18 protein-coding genes, 1 other RNA gene, 1 pseudogene and 1 riboswitch are annotated in these 20,709 nt (G+C 37.9%); of the genes and pseudogenes, 2 read left to right on the top strand and 18 right to left on the bottom strand.

What is annotated here, in order from left to right; genetic code table 11:
- Nucleotides 1-9: 9 nt before the first annotated feature.
- From OC533_RS13520 to OC533_RS13470, 11 genes are all read right to left on the bottom strand, one after another.
- Nucleotides 10-882, bottom strand: a complete 873-nt coding sequence (locus OC533_RS13520) for a 5'-3' exonuclease (RefSeq protein ID WP_003769372.1) — start codon at nt 880-882, stop codon at nt 10-12.
- 77 nt (nt 883-959) lie between these two features.
- Nucleotides 960-1,229: a 30S ribosomal protein S14 gene (rpsN, locus tag OC533_RS13515; RefSeq protein WP_194323711.1), complete on the bottom strand. Its 270-nt coding sequence runs from the start codon at nt 1,227-1,229 to the stop codon at nt 960-962.
- Nucleotides 1,230-1,351: 122 nt separating this feature from the next.
- Nucleotides 1,352-2,410, bottom strand: a complete 1,059-nt coding sequence (gene chiA, locus OC533_RS13510; RefSeq protein WP_003763043.1) for a chitinase ChiA — start codon at nt 2,408-2,410, stop codon at nt 1,352-1,354.
- A 191-nt stretch (nt 2,411-2,601) separates the two neighbouring features.
- A complete protein-coding gene (locus tag OC533_RS13505) occupies nt 2,602-3,909 on the bottom strand; it encodes a nucleobase:cation symporter-2 family protein (RefSeq protein ID WP_003763044.1) in 1,308 nt (435 codons plus the stop codon).
- A 6-nt stretch (nt 3,910-3,915) separates the two neighbouring features.
- Nucleotides 3,916-4,494, bottom strand: coding sequence for a xanthine phosphoribosyltransferase (locus OC533_RS13500; protein ID WP_003767513.1), 579 nt, complete (start codon nt 4,492-4,494; stop codon nt 3,916-3,918).
- A gap of 81 nt (nt 4,495-4,575) precedes the next feature.
- A riboswitch (purine riboswitch) is annotated at nt 4,576-4,676 on the bottom strand.
- 45 nt (nt 4,677-4,721) lie between these two features.
- Complete coding sequence (locus OC533_RS13495; protein WP_010991699.1) at nt 4,722-6,230, bottom strand: carboxypeptidase M32; 1,509 nt, start codon at nt 6,228-6,230, stop codon at nt 4,722-4,724.
- A 15-nt stretch (nt 6,231-6,245) separates the two neighbouring features.
- A complete protein-coding gene (locus tag OC533_RS13490; RefSeq protein ID WP_003769383.1) occupies nt 6,246-7,394 on the bottom strand; it encodes a class I SAM-dependent RNA methyltransferase in 1,149 nt (382 codons plus the stop codon).
- Between the two features lie 161 nt (nt 7,395-7,555).
- Nucleotides 7,556-7,937: RNase P RNA component class B (gene rnpB / locus OC533_RS13485), an RNA gene on the bottom strand.
- Nucleotides 7,938-7,973: 36 nt separating this feature from the next.
- Nucleotides 7,974-8,315: a cell division regulator GpsB gene (gene gpsB, locus OC533_RS13480; RefSeq protein WP_003763055.1), complete on the bottom strand. Its 342-nt coding sequence runs from the start codon at nt 8,313-8,315 to the stop codon at nt 7,974-7,976.
- 131 nt (nt 8,316-8,446) lie between these two features.
- Entirely contained in the window at nt 8,447-8,992 is a 546-nt protein-coding gene (locus OC533_RS13475) for a DUF1273 domain-containing protein (protein WP_160466028.1), read from the bottom strand.
- A complete protein-coding gene (locus tag OC533_RS13470; protein ID WP_003763059.1) occupies nt 8,989-9,354 on the bottom strand; it encodes a YppE family protein in 366 nt (121 codons plus the stop codon). Before OC533_RS13470 ends, OC533_RS13475 begins: the two co-directional genes overlap by 4 nt.
- 246 nt (nt 9,355-9,600) lie before the next feature.
- Here OC533_RS13470 and recU point away from each other — a divergent pair, with 246 nt between their 5' ends.
- Together recU and OC533_RS13460 are read left to right on the top strand one after the other, a co-directional pair.
- Nucleotides 9,601-10,206, top strand: coding sequence for a Holliday junction resolvase RecU (gene recU / locus OC533_RS13465; protein ID WP_003769387.1), 606 nt, complete (start codon nt 9,601-9,603; stop codon nt 10,204-10,206).
- A 31-nt stretch (nt 10,207-10,237) separates the two neighbouring features.
- Nucleotides 10,238-12,718 (top strand): penicillin-binding protein 1A, encoded by a 2,481-nt coding sequence (locus tag OC533_RS13460; RefSeq protein WP_194323707.1) that lies wholly within the window; start codon nt 10,238-10,240, stop codon nt 12,716-12,718.
- Nucleotides 12,719-12,764: 46 nt separating this feature from the next.
- On the opposite strand, the gene OC533_RS13455 is transcribed toward OC533_RS13460, so the two are convergent.
- From OC533_RS13455 to dinG, 7 genes and pseudogenes are all read right to left on the bottom strand, one after another.
- Nucleotides 12,765-13,253 (bottom strand): YpoC family protein, encoded by a 489-nt coding sequence (locus OC533_RS13455; protein ID WP_003769392.1) that lies wholly within the window; start codon nt 13,251-13,253, stop codon nt 12,765-12,767.
- Nucleotides 13,246-13,905 (bottom strand): endonuclease III, encoded by a 660-nt coding sequence (gene nth, locus OC533_RS13450; RefSeq protein WP_003767529.1) that lies wholly within the window; start codon nt 13,903-13,905, stop codon nt 13,246-13,248. Before nth ends, OC533_RS13455 begins: the two co-directional genes overlap by 8 nt.
- Before the next feature lie 10 nt (nt 13,906-13,915).
- Nucleotides 13,916-14,635 carry a DnaD domain-containing protein gene (locus OC533_RS13445; RefSeq protein ID WP_033532911.1) on the bottom strand — a complete coding sequence of 240 codons (720 nt, stop codon included), beginning with the start codon at nt 14,633-14,635 and terminating at the stop codon, nt 13,916-13,918.
- A 144-nt stretch (nt 14,636-14,779) separates the two neighbouring features.
- On the bottom strand, nt 14,780-16,072 hold the full coding sequence (gene asnS / locus OC533_RS13440; protein WP_003763069.1) for an asparagine--tRNA ligase: 1,293 nt from the start codon (nt 16,070-16,072) through the stop codon (nt 14,780-14,782).
- A 13-nt stretch (nt 16,073-16,085) separates the two neighbouring features.
- Nucleotides 16,086-17,267: a pyridoxal phosphate-dependent aminotransferase gene (locus OC533_RS13435; RefSeq protein WP_194323705.1), complete on the bottom strand. Its 1,182-nt coding sequence runs from the start codon at nt 17,265-17,267 to the stop codon at nt 16,086-16,088.
- A gap of 22 nt (nt 17,268-17,289) precedes the next feature.
- A pseudogene (locus tag OC533_RS13430) lies at nt 17,290-17,875 on the bottom strand (DUF5590 domain-containing protein).
- Nucleotides 17,876-17,919: 44 nt separating this feature from the next.
- A complete protein-coding gene (gene dinG, locus OC533_RS13425) occupies nt 17,920-20,706 on the bottom strand; it encodes an ATP-dependent DNA helicase DinG (protein WP_194323703.1) in 2,787 nt (928 codons plus the stop codon).
- Nucleotides 20,707-20,709 lie beyond the last annotated feature (3 nt).

Here is a 20,709-nt window from a genome sequence, read left to right as displayed (position 1 = left end):
CTTCTATTTTTATTCAATATCCCGCGTTAGGGTTTTTAAGCCATATTTTTCAACGACCGCAAAGGCATCATCGCGGAAACCGTTATATTTCAAGCTTGCTAAGTTCATTTCTAGCGGCACTTCAGTATGAATTTTAGCTAGTTTTTGGCTCAGTTCAAGCATTGCTAAATCTTCTTGAATTTTCAATTGTTGGGCTGGTTTAAGCTTGTCTAAATTATTTAAAACCCCTTCAATTGATTCGAATTCTTGGATGAGCTTAATTGCTGTTTTTTCACCGATGCCACGCACTCCAGGATAACCATCTGAAGTATCCCCCATCAATGCTTTTACATCAATAAACTGTTTCGGCGTAATGCCCATTTCTTCAAAAAATGTTGCTTCATTATATCGTTTATAATTGCCATAACCTTTTTGCATAATCCATACATCATTCGTCGGTGCGATTAGCTGTAGTAAATCTTTGTCGCCACTTAAAACGGTTGTCGAAATACTACTACTAGCCTGAACTGTAATCGTACCAATGCAGTCATCTGCTTCAAAGCCAGGTACGCCCAAGTTAACAAAGCCAAACCCAGCAGCTACTTCTTTTGCTAAATCGAATTGAGGTATCATTTCTTCTGGTGGCGCCGTTCTGCCCGCTTTGTAACCATCATATAATTCATTACGGAATGTTTGTGACCCCATATCCCAGCAAATAAGTGTATGTGTTGGATTACTTTGACGAATAGCTGCAAACATGTGGCGCATAAAGCCTTGCACGCCATTCGTTGGAATTCCGTGTTGATTAAACATAAATTGTTTGGAAACAGCTGTTGCATAAAATGCTCGGAAAAGTAGTGCCATTCCATCTACAACGAGCAAATTTTCTCGATTTTCGTTCATATATAATCCTCCTATTTCCTTCTACTGCCATCTATTGTAGCATAATTATATCTGGCTCGCAGAAAAAAAGGAGCTTTTTACCAGCTTGCTTTTTTCACGCCGGGTAATTGTCCTTGATGTGCTAGTTCACGAAACCGAATCCGTGACATACCAAATTTACGCATATAACCATGCGGGCGACCTGTTAATTCACAACGATTGTGTAGTCGTGTTGGTGAAGAATCTCTTGGTAACTTGCGTAACTCATCAAAACGACCTTCTGCTTTAAGCGTGCGGCGAAGTTCTGCATATTTTTCAACAAGCGCTTGTTGATGCTCATGTTTAGCAACTTTTGATTTTTTAGCCATATGTCTCTCCTTTCATAAATAATAATCATTCCGATTTATATCATACGCCGATTTCAAAATGAATGCAAGTCTCTTGTTTTAAAAAAACCGATACCCACTTAAAATGGGTATCGGTTCGTTATTTATTTAGTACCAACGATTGGTCCATAAGCATTAGAGAAACCATTATTATAAGCTACTCCGGCACTATTTTTACCCGCGTCCCAGTTAACGGACCAGGTCATAACACCTTTTACTGGAGTTCCTTTTGCTTGTAAACGATTGAATACATTTTGGACAATTTGAGGGTCTTTTACGTAACCAGTTGCTGCTGCATCTACATTGGCTGGTAAACCGAAGACAAATTTATTCGCAGGAATTTTTAAATAACCGCGCGTCCCGTTAATGAAAGAATCAGCCATGTAATATAAGAAAGATTCTTTTAAAGTATCATTATTTTGCGCAATCCATTGGTTAGTTTCATCTACCCAAACACCGTCGCCACCTTGATTGTAAAGTTGTGGAGCAATATAGTCATAGTAATTAGCAAGTGAAGTTAAGTAGCTCTCATAAGCGCTACCTGGTTTTAAATAAGGAAATTCTGGCGCCATCGTAATTAAGAAGTTTTTGCCTTGTGCTTTATAATGATCTTTGACGATTTTAAGCGCTGCTGGAATAACAGTTTTATTATCTCCCGCGGTAATGGCGCTTTGTTCTAAGTCTATGTCTAGTCCATCAAAGCCGTATGTTTCTACTTGGCGGATAATTTCATTCGCGAACGCCTGCTCATCCCCAGCCTTCAGTTCCACATGACCATCCGCACCACCAAGCGCTAAAAGTACTGCTCGACCTTCTTTGTTTAATGCGCCGACTTGTGCTCTGAAATCGCTATCATTTATTCCCACAGGTTTAAATGTTGGAATGCGATTTACTCCGTCTCCCTTCATAAAGGAAACATCTACCACGTTATAAGCTTTCGGTGTATCCTTCAGTGCTATATCAGCGGAAGTCCCTTGTTGATAGCCATCTTTTCCGGAAGATTTCCAACTATGCCAGTACCCAACTAGCACCTGTTTGTTAGAAATGTCTGGCATAATAGAAGCGTCATCCGTCGCCGCTTGAGCCGTACTGCCGAAAGCCCCAAGCCCTGTGCCAACTAAAAGTAAAGACAAACCACCAACCATTACTTGTTTTCCATTCATCTACTTTTCCCCCTTACTTTATCTACCCCAAACTTGCTTTTTTGGAGCTACTAGAAAATACCCATCATAATGAAAATAAAACTAGAAAAACAGCAAAAAAGCGAAATTGATATAGACCAATTCCGCTTTCAAATAAATAATTGCTTATAAGTATATGAGAAAAAATAGCCCAATTAAAACTGTTTTATTTTTTACTCAGCATGTTGAGGTTCTGGATCTGCTAGTTTTTTATCTTTACGATGAGGAATCATGTTGAAAATAATATTTAAAGTAATTGCAGTAACACTTCCGGCAACAATTCCATTACTCGTAAATAAACGAACAAAAGATGGGAAAGCATTAAATAAATCTGGCACAACTGTTACTCCTAAGCCAACACCAACTGCACAAGCAATAATTAATAAGTTTTCTTGAGAAGTAAAATTAACTTTTCCTAACATCTTAATACCCTGCGCAACAACCATTCCGAACATAGCAACCATTGCCCCACCAAGAACCGGAGTAGGGATAATTGTTGTCACAGCTCCAATTTTTGGAATTAAACCTAAGACGATTAAGAAACCTGCTGCCGCATAAATAACTTTACGCGTTTTAATGCCAGAAAGCTGAACAAGCCCGACATTTTGCGAATAAGCAGTGTAAGGGAATGTATTAAAAACTCCGCCAAGCATAATCGCTAGCCCTTCCGCACGGTAACCACGAGTTAAATCTTTTTGCGTTAATTTCCGTTCGGTAATATCTGATAAAGCAAAATAGACACCCGTTGATTCCACCATACTTACTAAGGCAATTAAAATCATCGTAATTATCGCCGGCCACTCAAAGGTCGGAGTGCCAAAATAAAATGGTTTTGGCATATGAAACCAGCTTGCTTCACTAACCGGTCCAAGTGAAATACCTTTATAAAGCGCCGCAAAAAGTGAACCTCCAACAAGACCGATTAAAACAGCAATAGCTTTCGAAAAACCTTGGCCAAAACGATACACTAAAATAATTAATAATAATGTCCCAAAACCTAGACCAAGATTATACATCGAACCAAAATCTTTTGCCCCTGCCCCGCCGGCAAGATTGTTAATGGCAACGGGAATAAGTGTTAAACCAATAACTGTTACAACGGAACCCGTCACAACAGGAGGGAAAAATCGAACAACTTTAGAGAAGAATGGGGCTATTAATAATACAAAAAGTCCTGAAACAATAATCGAGCCGTAAATCGCGCCGATCCCCATATCTTGCCCAATCAAAATAATTGGTGCAATGGCTTGAACCGCACATCCAAGTACAACAGGTAAACCAATTCCAAAGAACCGATTAACCGTTAATTGTAGCAATGTCGCAATCCCGCACATAAAAATATCAATCGAAACTAAGTAAGTCATTTCTTCTCCGTTAAAACCAAGCGCTCCACCGATTAATAGTGGAACAATAACCGCTCCAGCATACATCGCTAGAACATGCTGAAATCCTAAAGCTGCAATCTTCCCTTTACCTAACATCTACTCCTATTCCTCCTCTAAAAATAAGATTTCTTCGTTTTCAAGTGAGGCAATTCGTGCTAGTGAATAAACTGGAATCCCTGTTTTATTTAATAATTCGCGACCTTGCTGGAAGGATTTTTCAATTACAATCCCAATCCCTGCCACTTTTGCTCCAGCAAGCTCAGCAATTTCAAGTAAGCCAAGAGCCGCTTGACCATTTGCGAGAAAATCATCAATAACTAAAATCGTATCTGCATCCGTTAAAAATTGCTTGGAAACAGAAATATCATTTGATTCTTTTTTCGTATACGAATAAACCGTGCTTGTATACAAATTATCCGTTAACGTCACCGATTTTTTCTTTCTAGCAAAAACAACCGGTACCGAAAGTGCTAGTCCGGCAAAAACTGCGGGCGCAATACCAGAAGATTCGATTGTTACGATTTTTGTAATCCCTAAATCTTTAAAACGTTCAGCAAACGCCTTGCCCATTTCTTGCATTAAACCAGGATCAATTTGATGATTTAAAAATGCATCTACTTTTAAAACATTCCCTGGTAAAACTGTACCTTTTTCTTGAATAAACTCTTCCAGTAATTTCAAAGATATTCTCCTTTCAAAATAAAAAAACTGCTTCTCTAAATTTAGAGAAGCAGTATAGAAGCCACCAATTTTCGGAGTGACTTCTTTATACAAACTACTCATAGTCCGGTTATTTACGGTAACCAGGTAGAAACTCGTCGCCCAATCGCAACTATTATATAAGTATTTCGGTTTTAAGTTATGTTGTTTATTATAGCTTTCTAAAGGAGCAGGGTCAAGCTAATTTTTTACTTATTAAACTGATAAACATATGCGTATCTTTTTTCTAGTAAATCTAATAAATAAGTTGGGTTTAATCCCTCTCCTGTTGTATCTGTTAAAATTTCTAGCGGTTTTTTCGTTTTCCCAAATGTATGCACATGCTTGGTTAACCAAGTTTTTAATTCTGTATAATCATCGCTGGCAATGATTGCATCAATATTAGGAATTTCTTTTTGCATTTGATGATAGAACTGTGCTGCGTACATTAAACCTAGTGCGTAAGACGGGAAGTAACCAAAGTCGCCACCAGCCCAGTGAATATCTTGCAGAACACCATTTGTATCATTATCTGGACGAATACCTAGATATTCTTCGTACTTGTCGCCCCATGCTTTCGGTAAATCTTTTACTTCTAATTCACCGTTAATAAGTGCTTTTTCAAGCTCATAGCGAATCATAATATGAAGTGGATAAGTTAATGTATCAGCTTCAATTCGAATCAGCGAACTTTCAGAGATATTCACAGCACGATAGAAATCTTCCAACTTCACATGATCAAAAGCCGGTTTTGTTATCGCTTGAAAATCAGCATAATTACTTTTCCAAAAAGCTAAACTAGAACCGATAATAATTTCATAAAATAATGATTGTGATTCATGAATGCCCATTGATGCCCCGTTTGCAAGTGGGGTACCTACAAGTGCTGCATCAAAATTTTGTTCATATATCGCATGACCGCCTTCATGAATCGTACCAAAAACAGCCATTTTAAAATCATTTTCATTGTAACGAGTCGTAATACGAACATCGCCAGTATTTAAACCAGTCGCAAAAGGATGCACGGTTTCATCTAAACGACCTGCTTCAAAGTCAAAGCCCATTTTATTCAGAATGCGAATGCTAAATTCTTTTTGCTTAGCTTCTGATATTTTGGTGTTTAAAATGGTTCCATCTGGCTTCACGCCTTCGTTTGCGATTTTTTCGCGAATCGCCATAATTCCGTCGCGTACTTTTTCAAATACGGAATCGAGCACTGATACTGTTACGCCTGGCTCATATTGGTCGAGAAGTGTGTCATATTTATTTTCTTCATAACCCCAATACTCAACAAACTTACGCTTCATTTCAAGGATTTTTGTTAGGAAGGGTTCAAAAGCTGCAAAATCGTTTTGTTCGCGAGCTGTTGTCCAAGCGGTTTCTGCTTGCGCTACTAGTTTAGTATATTCCGCGTATTCTTTACTTGGGATTTTTTTATTTAAATCATATGTTTTTTGAGATTCTTCTAATGTTTTACGAGTGATTTCAGATAGATTTTCTTTATCAAGGTTAAGTCCAGCAATAAAAGCAGCCATTTCTTCTGATGTTTGCATATTGAAAATCTCTTCAGATAGAACGCCAATAACATCAGAACGGCCTTCCATCCCTTTTGCCGGCGCGCCTGTACGAAGATCCCAATAAACTAATGCGAGTGCTTCTTCTAAAGCTTCCATTTTTTTAATATACGCTAAAAATTCCTCTTCTAATGTTTCTACCAAACTTAACTCCTCCATTCAGTCTTCTTTTTTAGGACGTGGTTTTCTTGGACCCCAGTATTGATATAAATCGGTGCGCAAGTAACCATTATATAATTTCCGTTTTTTCGTCGCTTTTTTACCATAAACTTCTTCAAAAAGTTCATAAGAGGTAAGGACATACACTGACCATGTTGGCATGCGTTTATAAACAATACCCATTTCGCGGTATAGTTGGCGCACTGCTTCCTCGTCTTCTAACCGTTCCCCGTATGGCGGATTCGCAACAACAACCCCGTACTCATCTTCTGTTTGGAAATCAGCCACTTGAAGTTGTCTAAAAGTAATTAAATCGCCAAGACCAGCTTCAACCGCATTTTGTTTCGCAATTTCGATTAAACGAGCATCAATATCGCCACCAATAATGTTTAACGGTTGATCATAATTAGCCAAATCTTCGGCTTCTTGACGCGCATCTTCCCAGATTTGTTTCGGCATCCAGTCCCATGTTTCCGACACGAACTCGCGGTTAAAACCAGGCGCAATATTTTGTCCAATTAGCGCCGCCTCAATTGGAATCGTTCCAGAACCACAAACAGGATCATAAAAAGGTCTATCCGGATGCCAGCTAGTTAGTAACACCAGTGCCGCCGCCATTGTTTCTTTGATTGGCGCACTACCTTGAGCTAAACGATAACCGCGTTTATGTAATCCAGCACCACTTGTATCAATCGTTAACGTTACTTCATCTTTCAAAATGGAAACTTCTAGCTTAAATAATGCGCCAGTTTCCATCAAACGACCAGAACGACGATATTTTTCACTGACGCGGTTTACAATTGCTTTTTTCACAATCGCTTGGCAGTCAGGAACACTATAAAGCGTTGATTTAACTGATTTTCCAGCGACAGGAAATTGTGCATCTAGCGGCAAATAATCTTCCCATGGTAGAGCTTTTGTTTTTTCAAAAAGTTCATCAAATGTTGTTGCTTTAAAAACGCCAACCACAATTTTCACCCGGTCAGCTACACGAAGCCAAAGATTCGCTCGAGCAATTGCGGATAAATCTCCTTCAAAATATACTTTACCGTTTTCAACTTTTGGATCATAGCCTAAACGCGCTACTTCTTTCCCAACAATCGCTTCTAAACCAGAAGCCGCAGTTGCCACCAACTGAAATGATTTCATTGTGTCCCATCCTTTAATTAAATTTCTAATGAAAAAAGCTGTTTTAAGAGGAGGAGTTTTGTTTTAAATAGGCATTCAACCAGGTCGAACACCCACCTTAAAACTTGCGCTCCGGCCTTCTAAAACAGCCTTCAATGTTAAATTAAATCCTGTAAATAACGCTCTGTAAGCCATGTTCTGTTCTTTACTACATACAGGGTAATAGTAAAGAGATAACCATCTATCTGCACAAAAATACATTTGCGCCTCGTCCCTTGTTCTTGATTCCTCGGGAAAAGTGCCCCTACCATAAGTTTGAGTTTCTCGCTCGTGGGGTTTACCTCGTTCCACTTCCGAGCATTTCTGCCGGAACTTCGTCACTGTGGCACCTTCAAGGTTATAAGACCATATCCGAAGACTTAGGTCATTCACCTGCCGTCAAACCGGAAATCCGGAATGCCCTGGCTTATTGTTTGACCAGGCACGATCACTACGGGCATCACAGCACCGTGCGAGCATGGACTTTCCTCTGCTTCCATAAGAAAACAGCGATTATCCGAACGTTATTCATTTATTCTTAACTTACTTATACTAGCATACCTATTCGTTATCGTCCAGCTTATTTCCAAAAACGTGTTTTTCTAAATTAGAAAGACGTTTTAGAATATCAAAGTTGGTCGTTCCAGCAGGTTGTGCAGCTGCTTGGAAAGTCGGTGCTGGTTGTGTTGTTGTTCTCACTGGTGCATTATCCAGTTCTTGCACTAGACGAATATTTTCCGCTTGAAGTGCTTCAATTTCCTGTGTAAATGTACTGTAATCTTTAATAACCATGTCTAAAAACTCATCAACATCTTCTGGATTATAACCACGAAGTCCAGTTTTAAATTCTTTTTCCAATATTTCTTTGCCAGTTAAGTGATACTCAAATTGTTCCGAAGTCATGTAACTCCACCTCTATCTCTATTCTTACGTATTTTTTGTTCTAATTATATACTTACCCTTATTTTTCCAAATCTCACACCATTTGTCAATCTATTCGAGTGTTTTTTATAAAATAACCGTTTTCTTCTATATTAAAATGTTTGATTCATATCCTCGACAACATCTTGTAATGCGTAAAAATCAATGCATTCTAAGAAGTAATTAGCTTGTTCTTTTGCTAATTTAGCACGGTCATAAAAAAATTTAGGTGAGCCTTCTTTTTCTAAATCATAAACAAGCAACGCCCCGTCTGTATTATCAATAATAAATCCATCTCTAGCTGCAAATTGAGCGGGACTTTCATAAGGACGTTTTGTAATAAAAGCGTGATAATCAGCAGCCGCTAATACTTCCTCGGCCCATAATTGATTATTTTCGTTCCAGTTCGCACTTTGTTTTTCAAAAGGTTCCAGTACTGCTAATTTAATAGGATATTCTTCTTTTAACAAAGCGACTACCTCTCCGGCCCAAAGTTCAATTCCTAATTGTCCAGAAATAATAACCCACTCAAGCCCATCTTCTATTAGAGGAATTAAATGGCGTTTTATTGTTTCTTTAATATAAACAGCTTCATCCGCATCCTTTTTAAAAATTCCAAGTTCAAAATTTTTATATCCGGTCACTGCGATGGATTTCACATCGATTCCTCTTTTCTTTTTAAGAAATCTCTCACTCTTGTTAATGTATACTTAGTAGATTGATAATGATCTAAAAAATGTTTATAAAAAGATCTTCCATTAAAAGCACTTACTGCGGTCATCTGAACATTATCACAAGCTTGGCGAAGTTGTAGCTCCCCCAAATAAGGAGGCCGCTCAGTATTAACCCACGGAATGGCAAGTTCTAAAAAATCATCGGCACATCTTTTAGCCTCATCAACAAAAGGTTTCATGTCTTTATAAAAATCAAACGGCTTTTCTTCTTCTCGATTACTCAAATATAGTTCCCAGTTTTTTTCATTCTGAAGAAGCAATTGTTCCGTACGGATTAAAAGTTCCATTGTATCACTCTTTTCTTCACATTTTCAGTTACTTCAAGAATAGCATAGGTAGCAAAATCTTGCCTAAAATTCGATTATTAGCTAAAATATGGTAAAATAGACGAAGGTACGTTCTATTTATAAGGTAGTTTCATGCCAGAAAGAGCTATTTTGCATTTAATTGATACTATCATTTTCATTTTTATTTGTTATAATAGATGATAGTCTGAAATTCAGAATAGAAATTTTCTGATAGAGGTGAAAAAAATGGCTATTGGTTATCCCGGCGGCAAGAAGTATACAGCGAGTCATGAAGGACTTCCTTCAAAAAAACGGAAAACTCCTGTAACTTATGGTAAGCGAGGTATGTCTTTAGAAGATGACTTGAATGATACAATTGCGTATTATTTAGCCCACGACATCGCAGTCATCCATAAAAAACCTACCCCTGTCCAAATTGTCAGTGTGGACTATCCAAAAAGAAGTAGTGCCAAAATTAAGGAAGCCTACTTCAAAACACCATCCACAACAGACTACAATGGTGTTTATAAAGGAAAATATGTTGATTTTGAAGCAAAAGAAACGCAAAATACAACTTCCTTTCCACTCAGTAATTTTCATGATCACCAAATGACACATATGGCAAATGTCTTAAAACAAGATGGTATTGTTTTTGTCATTATCGCTTTCCAAAAACTTGGAGAAACACATTTCATTCCTTTCGAAAAGTTTTATCCATTTTGGGAACGCATGCAAAGTGGTGGAAGAAAATCAGTCACTATAAGTGAAATACAAGATGTATCAGACCAAGTTCCTTATGGTCTAAATCCAAGGCTTGACTTCTTGCAATCCATAGACAAATTATACTTCTAGTCAAACCTTTTTTAAAGGAGAGAGATTTTTAATGGCAGATAAACCGCAGACAAGATCTCAGTATCGCAAAAAACCAAAGGGTAGCTCTAAAAAAGCCCAACAAAAACGAGGAAAACGTGTAGTAGTTAATATTTTCAAAACGATTTTCTTTGTAGGGTTATTTTTAACTTTCTTTGGTATTGCGGCTGGTGCAACTATTTTTTATGATTATGCAAAAGATGCACCTAAACTGACCGACTCCAAACTGCGTGATCCACTTTCATCCAAGTTACTTGATAAGGATGGCAAGGTTTTCGCAGAAGTTGGAACCGAACGGCGGGAATATATTGAATACAAAGATATACCTGAAACACTTAAAAACGCCATTCTAACAACAGAAGATGCGCGTTTTTACGAACATGATGGGATTGACCCTATCCGTCTTGGCGGGGCTGTTGTAGCCAACGTAACTGACGGCTTTGGTGCAGAAGGTGCTAGTACTTTATCCCAACAAATCATTAAAATGTCTTATTTAGATTATACGAATAAGACACTTGCAAGAAAAGCACAAGAAGCATGGTTAGCACTTCAATTAGAAGAAAAATATAGCAAAAACGACATTCTTGAAATTTATGTCAATAAAGTCTATATGTCTGACCGCGTGCACGGTATGCAAACAGCTGCCGAACATTACTTTGGTAAAAATGTAAAAGATCTTACATTAGCCGAAACTGCACTTCTTGCTGGGATGCCTCAAAGTCCCAACAATTACAATCCATACGATCACCCAGAAGCAGCTAAAAAACGTCGTGATCAAGTTTTAACCAACATGTACACGCATGATAAGATTTCTAAAGAAGAAATGACTACAGCACAAAAATCACCAATTACAACTGGACTTCGCTCGAAAAAAGATCGTGAAGACAAAATTTATAAATACGATTCTTACGTAACACAAGTATTGAGTGAAATTCCTAAAGAATATGATGTCTATCGTGATGGCTTAACGATTTATACGGCACTTGATCGTGACGCACAAGAATATACAGAGAAAATGCTAAATACAAACAAAGTTGTTAATTTCACGGATGATGAAATGCAAGCCGGAATTGTTCTTCAAGATACTAAGACCGGTCGCGTCCAAGCAATTGGTGGCGGACGTAACCAAAAAGTAACTCGTGGATATAACTATGCCACTCAAGTAAAACGTTCGGTAGGTTCCACGATGAAACCTATTGCCGATTATGGTCCTGCTTTTGAATATTTAGATTGGTCAACTGCTCATATTTTAGAAGATGAACCTTATACGTATACTGGCGGAACCCCTATTAATAACTGGGACTTCGGGTATAAAGGACCAATTTCCGTACGACAAGCGCTTTATGATTCAAGAAACATTCCAGCACTTAAAACATTACAAGCAGTTGGACTTGATAAATCCGAGCAGTTTGTTAATAAACTTGGTATCACCTATGATAAAGGACAAAATGTAGAATCCAATGCTATCGGTGCAAACAGTTCTAATCCAATGCAAATGGCTGGAGCTTATGCTGCCTTTGGTAATAAAGGAATTTACAATAAACCTCATACAGTAACAAAAATCGTCTTATCTGACGGACAAACTGAAATCGATACAGAACCAAGTAGCACAGTAGCAATGAAAGAATCTACTGCTTATATGGTTTCTGATGTTCTAAAAGATGTACTTTCTGTCGGAACAGGTACGACAGCAGCTGTACCAGGAGTTCCTGCCGCTGGTAAAACAGGTACAACAAATATTCCACCTGAATTCACTTCGAAGTACTACTACCCTAGTGGTGCTGCCCGTGATTCATGGTTTGCTGGCTATACAACCAATTATTCTATCGCCGTCTGGACAGGCTATGACGATAAGAAAAAATATGTATCAGCGAGTGAACAAAAGATTGCACAACGCATGTTTAGTAAACTTATGGCTCATGTATCTGCCAATAAAACAACAGCAGATTTCAAAATGCCAAGTAACGTTGTATCCGTTCCAATTTTAAAAGGTAGCAACCCAATCGCTCGTGCCGCAGAAGGTACGGCAAGCGATAAAGTAAGCTACGAATTATTCTTGTCAGGTACGGCACCAACTAAAACCGCTTCGACACCAGAAGATGAGAAGAAAAAAGCGGAAGAAGAAGCGAAGAAAAAAGCCGAAGAAGAGAAGAAGAAAACAGAAGAAGAGAAAAAGAAAGAAGAAGAAGCTAAGAAAAAAGCAGAGGAAGAGGCTAAGAAAAAGGCTGAAGAAGAAGCCAAAAATCTTACTGCCCCTGCCGGCCTAAGAGCAAGTTATGATGCTAATTCTAAACAGGTTAATGTTTCTTGGTCTCCGGTAAATGGCGCAACCTATGAAGTAAATGTCAATGGTTCGACCACAACCGTCTCTTCCACTTCTGTATCTGTAAGTGGTGGTAACCCTGGCGATACTGTATCAATAAATGTCGTCGCCGTAAAAGATGGCAAGCGAAGTCCTGCCGCCTCCACTACAGTTAGAATTCCAGATAGTTAATTGAATAACAAAAAACGAGGAAGAGTAATCTCTTCCTCGCTTTTTATTATCTTTTAGCAATTAATTTCCGCTGTTCTAATACTAATTCATTTAACTGACGAAATCCTAAGAAAGTATTACCGCGTTTTAACACGTATTCTAGTCGTTCCTCCAAATTAAGTGGCTTCGTCTCAAGCGTTTTAATTTGCTCTGTTAAATTATCTAATTGAACTGGCCGATGATTACTCCAAAACAAAATAGATAGAAAAATACCAAGCGCATCTCTTACAATAACCGGAGATGGTTTTTGATGCACTTTTAAATCAGCTTCCATACTTTCTGCTAAATTAGTCATATGTTTTGCTAATTTACGGCAAGCTCGGTCCGTTTCATTTTTCCAAGGAATGACTCCTTCTCCTTTTGTGAAAAATTGTTGTTCTTGCCAAAATGGTAAGCCACTTACGTAAATTGATTCAGGATCATATTCTTCTGCAATTACATCCGGCGCTGGAAAGTCTGGATGGGTTAATTCTACTGCATATTTAAATTCAGCCATCAAATCCCCTCACTTTCGCTTGTTTTTTTCCTTCTCTACATAAATAAAGTAAAGGGCATGTCGGACATTCTGGATTTCTTGCTTTACAATGGTATCTTCCGAAAAAAATCATGTAATGGTGCGCATCCGACCATAGTTCTTTTGGAAGTTTTCGTTTAAGTGTTTCTTCTACTTCTACAACAGAATCTTTCCATCTACAAATACCAAGGCGTTTACTAATTCGCTCTACATGCGTATCAACTGCGATTGCTGGGATGCCAAAGCCAACTGATAAAACAACATTGGCTGTTTTTCTACCAACACCTGGTAAGCTTTCTAGTTCCGCATGTGTCCGAGGAACTTCTCCGTTAAATTCAGCGAGTATTTTTGCAGATAAGCCTTGAATATTTTTTGCTTTATTTCGGTATAAACCTATCGAACGAATATCATCCATTAATTCTTCTAATGGTACAGCTAAATAATCTTCTGGTCGGTGATATTTTTCAAAAAGTGAAGCTGTCACTCGATTGACTAAAACATCTGTACACTGGGCGGATAATACAACTGCAACCAGTAACTCAAACGTATTTTTATGGATTAGTTCGCAATGTGCTGCTGGAAACATTTTCGCCATTTCTTCTATGCATAATACGGTTTGTTTATTTGATAACAATTTGTTTACGTCACCCTTTTCTTTTTTCGAGCCAGTCGTATAATGGAATCGACCCTGCACTTTTTTTGACTTCGCTTTGATTAATCGTTTGGCTAGTTCGGCCGTTTTGATGAAATTCTTCTGCTACTCGTTTGGCATCTTCTGTTGTCTTAACGCCTTGTTTCGACCAATTAAGTAATATCCTATCAATATAGCGGAAATTTAATTTTTGTGAAATAACTGCTTCTTTAAGGGCCTCCTTGATTAAATCAGGGCTCGTTCTATCTTGGTCAACCCATGCAGATAACATTTCTGCTTCCATTGGTGAAAGTGGTCTGCCGAATTCCGCTTCGAATAAACTGTACAAATTCGTTTGTTGCTCCACTTCCTGATCTTGTCTATTATCCGCTTCGATATTTTCGTAAAATGCGACTAATTTGCCCCAAAGCGGTTCTAAATTATATTGTTCAGAAATCATTAGTGAATTATCTTTACTTTGTTCAATAGCAACCACGCCTTTTTTAAGCAGTGAATCCATTGTTTTAATAGTATCTTCCAGTCGAAGTGTTGTTCTATCTGTTAACATCTCCATCGAAGGAAAAAATTCTGCTTCTGCTGCAAATGATTGTATTTGAAGTAAAAGTACTAATTCATTTTCATTTAGGCCAATTGCTGCATAGTTTTTTACTAATACTTGCGGCAAAGTTACTTGCCCTTCAGCCATCCATTTCCCAAGCATTTTATGATCCATTTTAAACACCTCACTCCAAAATTATAACATGGTTTTCAAGGGAAAAATATAAAAGTAATGAGAAAATCACTAAATCAATTGGAAAAGCTGTTTTTTACTCGGTAGAAATAAAAAAGTGAAGCCAATAGATGGCTTCACTTTTTCTTAAGGATATAAACGGTTAAGTAAGCGTGGGAATGGAATTGTTTCGCGAACATGTTCTGTTCCGGAAATCCAAGCTACCGTACGCTCTAAACCAAGTCCAAAACCAGAATGTGGTACAGAACCGTAACGAGCTAAATCAAGATACCAGCTATATGCTTCTTGGTCTAAATCGAAATCTTCCATTCTAGCTTGTAGTGTTTCTAAATCATGAATACGTTCAGATCCACCAATAATTTCTCCGTATCCTTCTGGAGCAATCATATCGGCACATAAAACAACTTGATCGTTTTCTGGATCTTCTGGCATATAAAATGGTTTAATTGCTTTTGGATAATGTGTAATAAACACTGGTTTTTCGAAGCTATCCGCAATCGCTGTTTCATGCGGTGCCCCGAAATCATCTCCCCAAACAATGTCATCAAAGCCTAATTCGTGTAAACGTTCAATTGCTTCTGTATAAGTAATACGCGGGAACGGTGCAACCATTTTTTCCAAATGACTAACATCACGTCCAAGGCGATCCAGTTCCAAGCGACAGTTATCAAGTACTGCTTTTACAAGGAAAGCCACATAGTTTTCTTGAACTTGTAAGCTATCTTCTAACTTGTAAAATGCCATCTCTGGTTCAATCATCCAGAATTCAATTAAATGACGACGTGTTTTTGATTTTTCAGCACGGAAAGTCGGGCCGAATGAGAATACTTTTCCGAAAGCCATTGCTGCTGCTTCCATATATAATTGTCCACTTTGAGAAAGAAAGGCATCTTCATCAAAATATTTCGTATGGAATAGTTCGGTTGTTCCTTCTGGTGCACTACCAGTTAAGATAGGTGGATCTATTTTTAAGAATCCTTCTTTATTGAAAAATTCATAACTAGCGCGGATAATTTCATTACGGATTTTCATGATAGCGTGTTGACGATTAGAACGTAACCATAAATGACGGTGATCCATTAAAAATTCCGTGCCGTGTTCTTTCGGTGTAATCGGATAGTCATGCGATTCGCTAATTACTTCTACGCCAGATACAGCCATTTCATAACCAAATGGGGAACGTGTATCTTCATTAATTGTACCTGTTACAAATAAGCTTGTTTCTTGTGTTAAAGCTTTGGCAGTGGCAAACATATCGTCGCCAACTTCTGCTTTTACGACAACCCCTTGCATAAATCCTGTTCCATCACGTAATTGTAAGAAAGCAATTTTCCCACTTGAACGCTTATTCGCAAGCCATGCTCCAATAGTTACTTCTTTTCCGACAAATTCGGATGCTTGATTGATTGTAATTTTCACTTGTCTACACTCCCTATTTCATAAAACTTTTGATTCGATTTATAGCTTCTTGGAATAAGTCTGGATTTGTTGCATAAGAAAGGCGTATATAATCGGGCATTCCGAATCCTGATCCTGGAATGACTGCGACTTTCGCTTCTTCTAAAAGAGCTGCTACAAAGGCATCTACATCCTGAAAACCTTTTTTATGTGCCGCTTCTTTTACTTCAATAAAGAAATAAAAAGCGCCATCTGGTTTTTTGGGTTTAAATCCTGGAATACTACTTAGTTCTGGATAAAAGCGTTCCATTCTCTCTTCAAAAGCTTTGTACATTTTTTCTGGAACTTCTTGACTACCAACATAAGCTTCCAGCGCTGCATACTGAGCATTCGCAGTGGGGTTACTTGTTAAATGGTCCGCAAGTTTACTCATCCCAGCGATAATTTCTTTATTTGCAGCTGCGTAACCAATCCGCCATCCAGTCATGGAATAAGCTTTGGATACACCATTAATTACGATAGTTAAATCATATAAACGGTCACTCAAGCTAGCGATAGAAACTAAATCCGCTTTGTTTCCGTAGTATAATTTCTCATAGATTTCATCAGATAAAATGTAAATCTGATGTTTTTCAGCAACTGCGCCAATTGCAGCTAATTCGTCTTTTGTATAACACATGCCAGACGGATTGTTGGGCGAATTCAACACAATTGCTTTTGTTTTTTCAGTGATAGCATGTTCAAAATCAGTTGCTGATATTTTGAAATCTGCATCAAAGCCAGTTTCGACAAATACCGGAACTCCGCCAGCTAATTTTACTTGTTCTGGGTAAGTAACCCAGTATGGAACGGGAATAATGACTTCATCGCCAGGATCCAAAATCGTTTGAAACGCAGAATATAATACATGTTTTGCCCCTGTACCTACAAAAATCTGATTGGTTTCATAGGTTAATGACTGGTCTTTTTTGAGCTTATCCACAATTGCTTGTTTAAGTTCGAGTATTCCGCTTGAAGGAGTATATTTTGTGAATCCCTTATTCATGGACTCGATAGCTGCATCGATAATATTTTGCGGGGTATTAAAATCTGGTTCCCCAGCACCTAATCCGATAACATCAATTCCTTCTTGTTTCATTTGTTTTGCTTTTGCCGTAATCGCGAGTGTTGGCGACGGGGCAACTCCTTTGACACGTTCTGACAACGGTAAGTCCATTTTATTCCCTCCTCCAGTTTAATTACAAATTCTCAATTTCTCTGTACCATTCACCTGTTTCAAAGTTAATGTCAAAGTAATTTAGCTTGTCGTTTTTGTCTAGATACGCTACTTCCCAAATAGGTGTTTCTTTTTCCATGCCTAAAGTGACATGCAAAATTTTTGCTGGATTCTTTTCTTTTACTACTTTGTCGCGTGCTTGACTTTCTGTAATACCATCAGATGCGAATTTAACATATACTTTGTCGGATTTTTTCTTTGGAACCCAGACAATGATTTTCTTATCTTTACTGTTTTTGCCAGTTAAGACATAATAAACTTCTTTCGGACCATTGTATAAATAAAATTTATCTGTGGTCTTTAAATCAACTTGGCCACTTATTCGGTCTAAAGCTTCTGTTTCTGCGTTGGTTACTGGTTTTTCTGCCTGTCTAAAGTACAGAAAAGCCGCCACGATAAGCACAATAATTATGCCGAGAATAATCGCTATCCATTTGCCAATCTTACGGTTTGGTTTTCTATTTCGCAAAATAATCTCGCTCATTTCTATTTCTAAATTACCGGAAAATTGCCCGGCGATATGCATTTTCATTTTCGCATAGATACATTATAGCAATAGCAGCCATAGATTTGAAGTCATATTAGGAAAAATTTAACCTTCCTTAAAGAATTCACTAACTTCTTCCAGTAAATCAGCTTGATTTCCTTTTAAAATTGGTGCGCTAGGAATAGACTCCAAAAAGGTTTTTCCAAATCTCGTAGTATCGACCCGATTATCAAACACAAAAACAATGCCGCGGTCCGATTCGCGTCTAATTAACCTACCAAACCCTTGTTTAAAACGCAAAACGGCTTCTGGTAAGGAATAGGTTTGAAATGCATTTTCACCGCGCTCTTTTCGAAGAGCAATTTGCGCTTTCGTGTAGGGATCATCCATCGGCGCAAACGGAAGCCTAACAATCACAAGACATGATAAATCTTCTCCTGGAATGTCAATCCCTTCCCAAAAACTCGTTGTCCCAAGTAAAATTGCTTTATCAAACATTTGGAACTGCTTGGTTAAACGTGCGGCACTTCCCGCTGAAACCCCTTGCGCGAGAACCACATATTCTTCTAATGATTTCTCATTTTTCATATGATAATACGTTTTTTGCAACATTTCTGAGGCCGTAAAAAGAACTAACATCCGCCCGTTTGTTTTCACAGCTATATGACGAATATATTTAGCTAGTTCCGCCGTATAACGTTCAATAGGTGTATCTTTAATTGGCGGCATATCATCAGGTATCATCACACGCGCATTTTCTTTATAATCAAATGGCGATGGAATACGTTTTTCAACTAGCTGTTCCTTTTCTAAGCCAAGACTTTTTCGCAAATAGTCAAATTTTCCATTTACAGTAAGGGTTGCTGAAGTCATAATGACACTTTCTTTTTTAGCAAAAAATTCTTTGCCAAGCGTTGGTTCGACTTCCATAAGTACCGCTTTCAGACGAATACTAGAGATAGAATGGTTTTTATCTGCTTGCAAATAGATAGTTAGAATAGGTGATTTTTTATGAAGCATTTGCTCTAGTTGTTTAACAATATTTTTCCAATCAAGTAAAAAGGCATACATTTCTTCTAAAAAAGCGCTCTCGGCTTCAGCTAGTTCATTTTCTTCTCGTTTACCTTGCGCGAGTAAAGTTTCCATATTTTTTTCTGATTCTTGAAGTAAGCGAAGTACTTTTTCAGCTGCATAATATATCGCGTCATTCCAAGCGTCTTTTTCACTATTTTCAACTAAAACAACTTCTTGTAAGTTTTTACGTGCGTAATTCAGTTGCATTTTTAGGAGGGTGAAAAATTCTTCTACTGCCTCGCCTAACTTCATCGCAGCAATATCTAAGTCATATAAACTATCCGCTTCTGGAAAAGCCATTGCTAGCCTTGTGAGTAATGAATATTTTTCAAGAGAACCAAGCTGATTTAAAAAATATTTAAGTTTACGATAGGAAAGAATAAAACTACCTTGTGTTCTAGCGCTATCAGCGAAATGGTGGGCCTCATCAATGACCGCAAACGCATATTTTGGCAATGTCTGTCTTCCAGAAAAATGGTCGCTTAAAAGAAGCGCGTGATTCACAATAACTAAATCAGCATTTCTCGCCTGTTCGATGTTGAATTTATAAAAATCATGTGCCAACCACGGATCATGCTTTTCAGATAAAAACCACCCAGTATGCTTCATACGGTTCCAAAATAGCTCCCCGCCACTCGATAAATTGACTTCATCAATATCACCGGTTGTAGTTTCCGTTAGCCAAACGAGTAGTTTTAGTTTGGTTACAACGACATCGTATTGCGGGTCGACTTCTTGAAGCAATTGTTCGAATTTAAATAAGTTCAAATAGTGATCCCGACCTTTAAGTAAACTCGCTTTTACTTCAAAACCAGTTAGTTTCGTTAAAAGTGGTACGTCTTTTTCAAATAATTGGGCTTGAAGTAGATTCGTATATGTACTTATTACAACAGGTAATTCAGCTTGTTTAGCTTGATAAATAGCTGGTAAAAAATAGCCCAATGACTTCCCAATACCTGTTCCTGCCTCAATTAGTGCATGTTTTCCTGATTTCATGGCTTGGAAAACTAGATTCATCATTTCAAACTGACCACTTCTTGCATAAAGTGGGGCTCCTGCTTTTTTAAATAACGCCATTTTCGCTTCATCAGTCTCAGGAAATTCAAGCAAATCTGCTCGACTATAGGTTGGTTTTTTGACCTCTTTTTTTCGAATTACTAGACCACGATGTTCGGTAAAAGCTGGATCAAGTGGTTTATTTTCTCGTTCTTTTTTCATTTCTATTTCAAACAAAAGCTCTGGTAAGTAACTTTTTAGGCTCCCTGAAATAGTTGCCATTTGCCGAATAATCGGAAGTGGTAAATTTTCGAGTTTGTCTAATAACAATAAAAGTAAATCTGCGGTTACTTCTGCATCACTATCTGCGCGGTGTGGTTTGTCATGCCCTAGACCAAATTCATCTGATAAGTCTTGTAATTTATAGCTATCAATCCCAGGATACATAATACGAGCAAGTTCAACAGTATCTAGCTTTTTCATTTTGCCTAATGAAATTCCAGCACGTGTCATTTCTCGTTCTAAAAAAGTCCAATCAAACGAGACATTATGCGCTACGAAAATAGTATCTTCTAACAAGCTAGCAATAATTGGCGCCACATCTTCAAATAGTGGAGCATTCTTCACATCTTTTGGAGAAATCCCCGTTAACTCTTGAATAAAAGCAGGAATTGGCTTTTCTGGATTTAAAAAAGTGGAGTATGTTTCCAGGCGTTTTCCAGATTCAACAAAACATGCAGCGAATTGAATAATGCGGTCTTCTCGTGAAGCTTGGTTTCCTGTTGTTTCTAAATCAACGACAATATAACGCTTCTTTTTCATTTG

This window comes from Listeria sp. Marseille-Q6474 (assembly GCF_946902005.1).
Lineage (GTDB): Bacteria > Bacillota > Bacilli > Lactobacillales > Listeriaceae > Listeria > Listeria innocua.
The sequence above is the reverse complement of the archived record's forward strand: the minus strand, read 5'-3'. Positions and strand labels throughout refer to the sequence as shown.